The organism is Streptomyces sp. NPDC052107, from assembly GCF_040680215.1.
Classification (GTDB): domain Bacteria; phylum Actinomycetota; class Actinomycetes; order Streptomycetales; family Streptomycetaceae; genus Streptomyces.
In genome coordinates, this window is sequence record NZ_JBFAWG010000165.1 from 1 (window position 1) to 8,284 (window position 8,284).

An 8,284-nucleotide genomic window follows, 5' to 3' on the forward strand; every position below is an offset into this window, starting at 1 on the left:
ATGATGTTGCGCTTGAGGCCCTCGTAGCTGCCCGGGATGCCCTTGGCCTTCATGATGCTCAGCGACTGCTTGATCCAGCCGTCGAGGTTGTTGGCAGAGCCGCTCTTGGACGCAGAAGCGCCACGGCTGTCGTTGCCGGAGGACACGACCGCGGTGGCATGCGCTCGCGTCGACTCGGCGGCCTGTGCGTTGGCCGGCATCAGGGTGAGCGCTGCGGCTGCGGCCCCCGTGGTGGCGATACCGGTCAGGCCGAGACGGGCGATGCGGGTGCGGTTGATCATGGCCATGCGAAAAGCAACTCTCCGTAGGGGACATAAGTCGGTGCCGGCCGCTGTCGTTGGCGGCGGCGTCGGCCACCCGTGCACACGGGCAGACCCTTGGGGGATTCGCTCGCTTCCGGTCATCGGGCTCGCGGCGACGACAGCCATGATTAGCGGCGGCCGGGTGTGGACGCAATGATGTGACCTACTACCCCCCTACGGAGAAATGTCCGTTTTGTTGATATAGACGACAATCGATGCATTTCACGGGCATCTGGTCCTACGACCCTCTTTAGGATGTGATCCCGCTCGCATGGCCGGCATCACACCCAGAGCCCGCGAACCCACCCCCTCGGCCCCAGTCCCGGGCGGGGGCCGCAGCCGGAAAGACCGGGTCATCCGCACGGTGACGGCCTGACCGGCGGGGCCAGATGACGGCTGTGCCCCGGCCGCGCGGGCAGCGCCGGCGCGGCACCGAGTCATTGCCTGGGCACTGGAGGACGAGTTGGAGGACACAGGTGTCACCCTCACCGTGTTCATGCCGGGACCGGCGGGCGCCGGCATCTTCCGCCGGGCCGGCACGGGTGACGTCAGGACCGGCAGCGCGGACAGCGACGACCCGGGCCGACGTCGCCCGGGCAGGGTGCGCTGCAGGACGGCAGGGATCTGCGACGGCCGCAGCCGGGGCCCTCGGGGCAGCGGGACGTGGGCCGGCTCGGTCGAGCGTGGCAGGCCTGTACGGATGGTGATAGACGGCCAACGCGCGGCGCGGGCGGTCGTCGGGGCGGGTCGCGGCCGTGGCGGCGGTCAGCCGTTGGCGGTGCAGGTCGGCCCATGAGGCGATGCGGTCGCGCGGCGGGACGAGGTGGACGGTGCCGGCGTGCTCCCCGGCCCCATCCGCCGCCTGCTGCCGCCCGCACAGGGCGGCCAGGTGCGGTGACCAGGTGACGGGCCGCCCGGTGCCCGCCTCCGCCAGATCGTCAGCCTCGGCCGCGGCCAGCGCGGCGGCCAGTCCGGCCTCCAGGTCGCGGCCGCGGATCAGGCCGACGGTCGCGGGCGCGTGGGCGACGCGGTCGGCGTATCGCCGGCGTGCAGCCTGACGGGAGACGCCGAGGCGTTCGCCGATCACGGTCCAGGAGTATCCGGCCTCGCGGGCCTGCTTCACGACGTGGTCGACGGCCAGGTCGGACCGGCCGGACACGTGACGGGTCAGCGCCAGGAGGGCGTCGAGCGGGTCGAGCGGGTCATCGCTGCACCAGCGTGGGCCGCCTAGATGAGCTGGTCCACGGTGGGCTCTGGGCTCATGCTGTGAACCGCAGATTGTCACGCGCGTGGTGACAATCCCTCGTTGTCACTCGGTCCGGGCGTGATGATGCGGCAGATGTCTGCCTCGGTACAGGTGCTCGGCTCGGTGGCCTGGGCTCGGTGGGCGAGCGTGCGCAGGGCGGCGCGCGTGGCGCGCAGTTCGGCCATGCGGCGCTCGATGTCCGCGAGGTGCTGCGCGATCAGGTCTGCGACGTGCACGCAGGGCGCCTCGCCGGAGTCTCGTACGGCCAGCACGGAGCGGATCTCCGCAAGGGTGAGGCCGGCCGCTTGGGCCTCGCGGATGAAGGCGAGCCGGTGTGCGGCCTGGGGCGGGTAGTCGCGGTAGCCGCCCGGGGTGCGCGGCGGTTCGGGCAGCAGGCCGGCCTGCTCGTAGAAGCGGATGGTCTTGGCCGTCAGCCCGCCGGCGGCGGCCAGTTCTCCGATGCGCATACGGCCGAGGCTACGCCTTGACCTTCCAGTGCACTGGAAGGTCTACCGTCGGACGCAGAGGCTGTGAGCTGGGAGGAGGACCATGCGGATCACCGTGCTGACCGTGCCGGGCTGTCCCAATGCGCCACTGGTTGAGGACCGGCTTTCCCGGGCCCTCGACGGCCGCGCTGTGGAGGTGGAACGGGTTGAGGTCGGCGATGGCGAGCAGGCCGCCCGGCTCGGCATGACCGGATCGCCCACCGTTCTGATCGACGGTGTGGACCCCTGCGCCGTGCCGGGTGCTGCCGCGTCGCTGTCCTGCCGTTTGTACCGGGGGCCGGACGGCCGGGCCGAGGGAGCACCGAGCGTCGCCGACCTGCGACGCGCTCTGACCGACGCGGAAGCCGGCGGGGACGGCGACTGCCCGCCGACGGATGCGGTAGGCCGCGGCGGCCAGGGACGCCTCGCCCCGCTGGCCGTCGGACTGCGTGCCATTCAGCAGGCCTTGCTCCGCCACTTCGCCGCCACCGGACACAGCCCCACGCTCGAGGACCTGGAAGCCGCGGCCGCCGCTCAGGGCCGTACGGCCCCCGAGGTCGTCGCCGACCTGGCGGCCGACGACTTCCTTGCCCTGGATGATCACGGCCGCATCCGGGCGGCGTACCCGTTCTCCGCCCTGCCCACGGCCCACCAGGTCCGTCTCGCCAGCGGGATCGAGGTCTACTCGAGGTGCGCGATCGACGCCCTTGGCATCCCGGACATGCTCGGCACCGACGCCGTGATCACCTCCGCCATCCCCGTCACCGGCGACACCATCACCGTCACCTCCACCGGCGGACAGACGACCTGGCTCCGCGCACCGCGCCGCCGCCCGGTCCAGCGCGTCGAGGAATTGCTCCTCGCGTGTGTGCTCCGAGACTGGCGGCTCCTCCTCTTCGAGGAGCGCGTGCGGCTGGCGCTCGACGACCTCGCGGAACGCGGCGCGAGTGTTCTGGCTGACCAGGCGGGCGGTGATGGAGAACGCCACCACGGTGACCCCGGGCGGCGGATGCAGGATTGAACTCGGCGAGCAGCGCGGTCTTGCCCGCCCAGGCGGGCGCCGACCAACGCCGCCACATCGCGGCCGGGCTGGTCCCGGAGGAGTCGGACGCGGTGCCGAACGCAGCCATCGCAGCCAACTCCTGCTTCCGGCTCCGGAAGTCCCTCGCGGCCACCCGCCTGACCTGGTGCACGTACCCGGAGACCGCGGCGGGCCGTGCGGCGGAGAGCGTCACGTCGCCTTGACCACTCCGGTGTTGACGAACGCCACGCGGCTTTCTGCGTGCGCGTCTGTCCTCGCGGCCCATGCCATCCCCCGTCAGATCACTACTGCGCGCGGTACCCGGTGTTGGCGTTGCCACCGTCGGCCAGCGCGTCGCCGGTCCGCTGGAGCGCCACGATGCCCCCTGCAAGGAAATCGCACCGGCGTTCGCGTCTTCGGCCCCCGAGACGACGGCCCGGCCGGTGTCCGACACCCGCACGGACCCTCTGCTACGCCTGCCCGCCGGCGCCGGCCACACCGCGGCTCCCAGCCCCGCCACACCGACTAGTACTCCAGTTTGATTCGTGATCCAGGTGGGTGAGCAGCGGTGACGCGTCGTCGGTACTGGTAGCGCTGGGCCTGTGCTTGGTGGCGTCTGCGCCAGATCGAGCAGGCCAGCAACGTGGTCACTGGTACCGATGGTCGCTTGAGCAGGGCGGCAATCAGGTGGCGGATTTCCGGGATGGCGAGGTCGATCGGGTCGCTGCTGCGGGCGGGATGGTTCGGGTCTGCGCTTGGGGCGGAAGCAAAGTGCACGGGCGCCAGCGCAGGCCCAGGAGGGTTGCCTCGCGCAGCGGGAACAACCGGTCCGGCCAGCACTGTTGCACCCGCCGAGGGACCGGCGCCGCGCGGGCGGGGAACAGAGAGACCAGAAGATTGTCCGCCCCGAGGTGATCCGGGACCGCGGGCCCGCGGTGCGCCCGGTCACCCGATATCGGGGCGACCCCTTATACGCCTGCCGCAGACTCGGACCGAGGCCTTTTCACACAGGAGGACTGTTTCATGAATGACCGGCCCTTGACGCTCATGGCGGTGCATGCCCATCCCGACGATGAGGCCACTGGAACGGGAGGTGTCCTCGCACGGTACGCGGCGGAGGGCATCCGCACGGTCCTTGTGACGTGCACCGACGGCAGTTGCGGTGACGGGCCGGGGGGTGTCAAGCCGGGCGAAACCGGGCACGATCCGGCAGCCGTCGCCTTGATGCGGCGTCAAGAGCTTGAGGCGAGCTGCAACATCCTGAAGGTCAGTCATCTGGAGACGCTGGACTACGCCGACTCCGGGATGATGGGCTGGCCGTCCAACGACGCCCCCGGATCCTTCTGGCAGATACCCGTGGAGGAGGGCGCTGCCCGACTCGCGGACCTCTTGCGCCGCTACCAACCCGATGTGGTCGTCACCTACGACGAGAACGGCTTCTACGGCCACCCCGACCACATCCAGGCAAACCGCATCACGATGACGGCGCTGGCGATGACCACGCAGACACCGAAGGTGTACTGGACGACGGCGCCCCGCTCGATGATGCAGCGGTTCGGGGAGGCAATGCGCGAGTTCGGTGCGGACTGGCAGGAGCCGGATCCCGCCGAGGCCGCCGCGATGGCCGAGATCGGACTCCCCGACGAGGACATCACCACCTGGGTGGACACCACCGCGTTCGGCGGTCAGAAGTTCGATGCGCTGGCCGCGCACGCCAGCCAGGGCGAGAACATCTTCTTCCTCAAGATGGGCCAGAAAAGGTTCACCGAATTGATGGGCGTCGAGACCTTCGTACGTGTCCAGGACACCACCGGCGCGGCCGTGCCCGAGAGTGACCTCTTCGCGGGCCTGCGCTGATCCACCCGCCTTCCCGGGGGCCTGAGAAAGCTCATGGTTCGTACGGCTCGATCGAGCGTGCTCGCGCACCAGGAGGCTTGTTCACGTGGGGTCCGCTCCGGCGGCCCTTGATCATCAGGATGGCCCTGCTCAGTGGCATGGCGGTTAAGAGGACGCCAGTCCCCTACCCGGGCAGGGCCATTGAGCGGGCAACGCTCGACAAGGCTGGACGGGGATCAACCGGACGGTCTGGTGACCGGTGTCCAAGCCGAACTGCGGGCCGACCGCACAGCCCGTCCCCGGAGCAGAGGCGGGCTGAGCGTCTGCGCAGATCAGCAGCGCCGACGTGGCGACCACCCGGCGCTGCGGCTGCGGGTGAGCCGGAAGCCCGCCTACCAGTGGCACCAGCTGTGGCGAGAGGGCGGTGTGCGGGCTCTGGCCTCCCGTGGCCCGAGCGAATCGCGATGCCGTCTGCCCCCGCGCTGTCTGGAGAAACTGGCCGCGTACCTCGATGAGGAACCGGCCGCGCACGGCTGGGTGGGGGATCAGCTGTGGACCGCGGCGAGGGCGGCCACCCTGATCGGCAGGAAGTTCCATGTCGCCTACGCCGTCTCGGGTGCCACGAGGCTGATGCACCGGCTCGGCTTCAGCCCGCTGTGCCTGGGGGTGATGATGTTCGGCCCCCTTGGACATCGACGACGCAACCGACTCGGTGCGCATCATCCACCGGGCTCGCGACGCCGGCATCGACTTCGTCGACACCGCTGACGTGTACTCCAGCGGGAGCTCGGAGGAGATCGTCGGCCAGGCACTCAAGGACCACCGCGAGGACGTCTTCCTCGCTACCAAGTTCTTCATGCCCCTGCACCAAGACGACCCCCACCAGGGCGGCGGTTCAAGACGCTGGAGCATCCGCGAGGTCGAAAACTCCCTGCGCCGCCTGAACACCGAAGGTGCGTGCTCATCGAATGTCCGTCAGACGCACTGCACACCCACGTTGTTGTCCATCTGCGCACGGCAGGCTCCGCTCCGGGCCGAAATATCAGCCGGCCCGGAACGTTCAACTCCTACCCGGCGGCGATGTCCATGCGCCCGTCACGGACAGGCGGTAGACGAACGTCGGAAAGCCTTCCCCCGTCGCTCGCCGCCACGCCTCTACGGCCACCTCCCCGTGCTCCGCACGGGCATCGGCGAAGGTGGTAACGCAGAGGGCATGGACGTCAGTCTGATCGGTGCGGCGGGTGAGAGCGAGGAGGCAGCGCAGCTCGGCAACCGCCTCTGCGCAGTGGCCGCAAGCCAGGTGGGCTCGCGCCGCAGCGGCGAGCGAGACGGCAAGACCGGACTGAGCGGCGGCGAGGGCGGATGCGTGCCGGTCCGTTTCGGCGCCTTCCATCACGTCCCGCAGGATGGACTCCGACTCCTCGTAGCAGGCGACGGCCGCCGCGTAGTCGCCGCCGTGACGAAGACCCCGGCCGAGGACTCCCAGACGTCGGGCGGTCAGTGCGTGGTAGGTCGGCCAGTCGGACTCGGCCAGGCGCCGGGTGAGGGCCACCGCCTCTCGGGCGACGGTGACGGCGCCGTCGAGGTCGCCGTCGTCCTGTCGGCAAAGGCTCAGGTTGGCCAGGACGCGGGCAAGTTCCGGCTCGTACAGAGGGTTGTGGTCCGCGGCACGCCGATAGGCGGCGACACTGCGCTCTGTCGCCTCTGCCGTCGCGCGACGGTCGCCTGTCGCCTGCTGGCAGTCGGCCAGCCGCTCAAGTTGCTGGGCGAGGAGGGGGTTGTAAACCTCCGGCTGCTCGGCGTCGAGACCGGCGTACAAGTCCGCCAGCTCCCTGCGGGTGCTCAACTCTTCAGCTCGCTCCTCCAGTTCGGCGAGCAGGTCTGCGAGGCAGTCGAGCGTCACGGTCAGCCACCGCCTCCCAGCCGGCGGGTTCCGGTCGGTCAGCGTGCGGGCCTCGGCGACTGCCTCGTCGGCGGTCGTACGTGCCGTGGGAAGGTTCCCGGTGGCCTCGTGGCAGCGGGCCAGGTCCACAAGGAGCCGGATACGCAGCGGCCGCACGGTGCCGGGTAAAGACCACACGAGGATGCGGTCGGCCGCCTCCAACGCCTCCCGGCCGACGGTCAGGGCCTCCTCGTGCCGACCCAAGTCCCGCAAACCGGCGGTTAGTTCACTCAGCACGCGCGCCCGAACCACCAACGCGCGTCCCAACTCCCGCAGCGACATGGCCCGCAGCAGCCCAGCGCACTCCTCGTAGGCGGCCACGGACTCCTCCGTACGGCCGAGGGCGCCCAACACCAGCGCGTACGTGCGCAGCGCGCCCGGCAGACCGCCCAGCGCCCTCTCCCGGCGCGTGGGGACAAGACGGCGATATGCCGCCACACACTCCCCTGCCGGCGCCAGCGCCTCGTCGTGGCGCCCCAGGTCGAACTGCGCCTGGGCCCGAAGGTGCAGCAGGGCCGCCCGCTGTGCCGACGACCACCGCGCGCCTGGTACGGCCAGCGACGCCTCCATCGCCGTGCACGCCTGTTCGTAGCGGCCGACGAGCAGGAGCGCGGAGGCGTGCTGGATCAGAGCGCGGGCCAGAAGGTCCCGGTGCCGCGGACGCGGCTCTTCCGCCTCGACGAGCGCCCGGTACACGGCGACCGCCTCCTCGGCCCAGGCCAGCCGACGCATCGGCGATGGCGGCCGCAGCAGCACCCAGTCGGGGGCGAGGCAGTGCATCAGCGCGGCGCCGAGCAGCGGTCGGCCCACCCGTGGGCTCAGCCGGGCCACGGCACGCGGCAACGGCAAGATTGTGCGCACCAGGCCCATCAGCGCCCCCTCTTGGATCGTTAACCAGAGGACGACCGAGGACCCGCTGTGGTTGCCATAATGCCACCGACGCAGGGATGAGGAGAGCCGGATCGCTACGCCGCCAAGCGGCTGTGCACCGCAGGCTGCCGACCGCAGCACCGCTCAGGAGCCGGTCCACCTCGCGGTAGCCGCTTGGCATAGGAGCAAGCGGACGTGACCCCGAGCAGCGGTGCCTCGTGGGATGCTGTAGTCGCGGTACAACTGGCCAGCTGCGAGCATAGAGCCGGGGGAGCTGTGAAGCGGGGATTGCTGGCGGGATTCGTTGGTGAAGCGAGCGGCGTGGGGCTGGGCATGTTTGCGTTCCGCTCCGTGCAGGTCATTCCTGAGGGCTCAGCAGCGATTGTCGAACGGTTCGGACGCTACTCGAGAACGCTGGACTCTGGGCTGCACCGCATCCATCCTTATGTCGACTCCATCCGCAATCGCATCGATCTGCGACGTGAGCTGAACCGGATTTTGTAGCGGCCCTGAAGCCAGGCATGATCGCCTCGGCAGACGGGAGAACACAGGTCCGATGCCTGCACCATGGAAATACCCCGA

At 70.1% G+C, this 8,284-nt stretch carries 6 protein-coding genes and 4 pseudogenes; 6 read left to right on the forward strand and 4 right to left on the reverse strand.

Annotation, left to right across the window (positions count from 1 at the left end):
- The 3 genes and pseudogenes from AB0M27_RS45460 to AB0M27_RS45470 all read right to left on the reverse strand — a co-directional run.
- Positions 1-287 (reverse strand): annotated as a pseudogene (locus AB0M27_RS45460) (phage tail tape measure protein); the annotation flags it as partial.
- A 265-nt stretch (positions 288-552) separates the two neighbouring features.
- Complete coding sequence (locus tag AB0M27_RS45465; RefSeq protein ID WP_365731875.1) at positions 553-1,461, reverse strand: hypothetical protein; 909 nt, start codon at positions 1,459-1,461, stop codon at positions 553-555.
- A 122-nt stretch (positions 1,462-1,583) separates the two neighbouring features.
- On the reverse strand, positions 1,584-2,015 hold the full coding sequence (locus tag AB0M27_RS45470; RefSeq protein WP_365731877.1) for a heavy metal-responsive transcriptional regulator: 432 nt from the start codon (positions 2,013-2,015) through the stop codon (positions 1,584-1,586).
- 82 nt (positions 2,016-2,097) lie between these two features.
- Between AB0M27_RS45470 and merB the strand changes: the two genes are divergently transcribed.
- The 5 genes and pseudogenes from merB to AB0M27_RS45495 all read left to right on the forward strand — a co-directional run.
- Positions 2,098-3,054 carry an organomercurial lyase gene (gene merB, locus AB0M27_RS45475; RefSeq protein ID WP_365731879.1) on the forward strand — a complete coding sequence of 319 codons (957 nt, stop codon included), beginning with the start codon at positions 2,098-2,100 and terminating at the stop codon, positions 3,052-3,054.
- Between the two features lie 20 nt (positions 3,055-3,074).
- Entirely contained in the window at positions 3,075-3,278 is a 204-nt protein-coding gene (locus AB0M27_RS45480) for a hypothetical protein (RefSeq protein WP_365731881.1), read from the forward strand.
- A 799-nt stretch (positions 3,279-4,077) separates the two neighbouring features.
- Entirely contained in the window at positions 4,078-4,911 is an 834-nt protein-coding gene (locus tag AB0M27_RS45485) for a PIG-L family deacetylase (RefSeq protein WP_365731894.1), read from the forward strand.
- 516 nt (positions 4,912-5,427) lie between these two features.
- Positions 5,428-5,493 (forward strand): annotated as a pseudogene (locus AB0M27_RS45490) (transposase); the annotation flags it as partial.
- Between the two features lie 27 nt (positions 5,494-5,520).
- Positions 5,521-5,842, forward strand: a pseudogene (locus AB0M27_RS45495) (aldo/keto reductase); the annotation flags it as partial.
- 108 nt (positions 5,843-5,950) lie between these two features.
- On the opposite strand, the gene AB0M27_RS45500 reads toward AB0M27_RS45495, so the two are convergent.
- Positions 5,951-7,675: a hypothetical protein gene (locus AB0M27_RS45500; RefSeq protein WP_365731896.1), complete on the reverse strand. Its 1,725-nt coding sequence runs from the start codon at positions 7,673-7,675 to the stop codon at positions 5,951-5,953.
- Between the two features lie 360 nt (positions 7,676-8,035).
- Here AB0M27_RS45500 and AB0M27_RS45505 point away from each other — a divergent pair.
- Positions 8,036-8,191, forward strand: a pseudogene (locus AB0M27_RS45505) (SPFH domain-containing protein); the annotation flags it as partial.
- Positions 8,192-8,284: the final 93 nt, after the last annotated feature.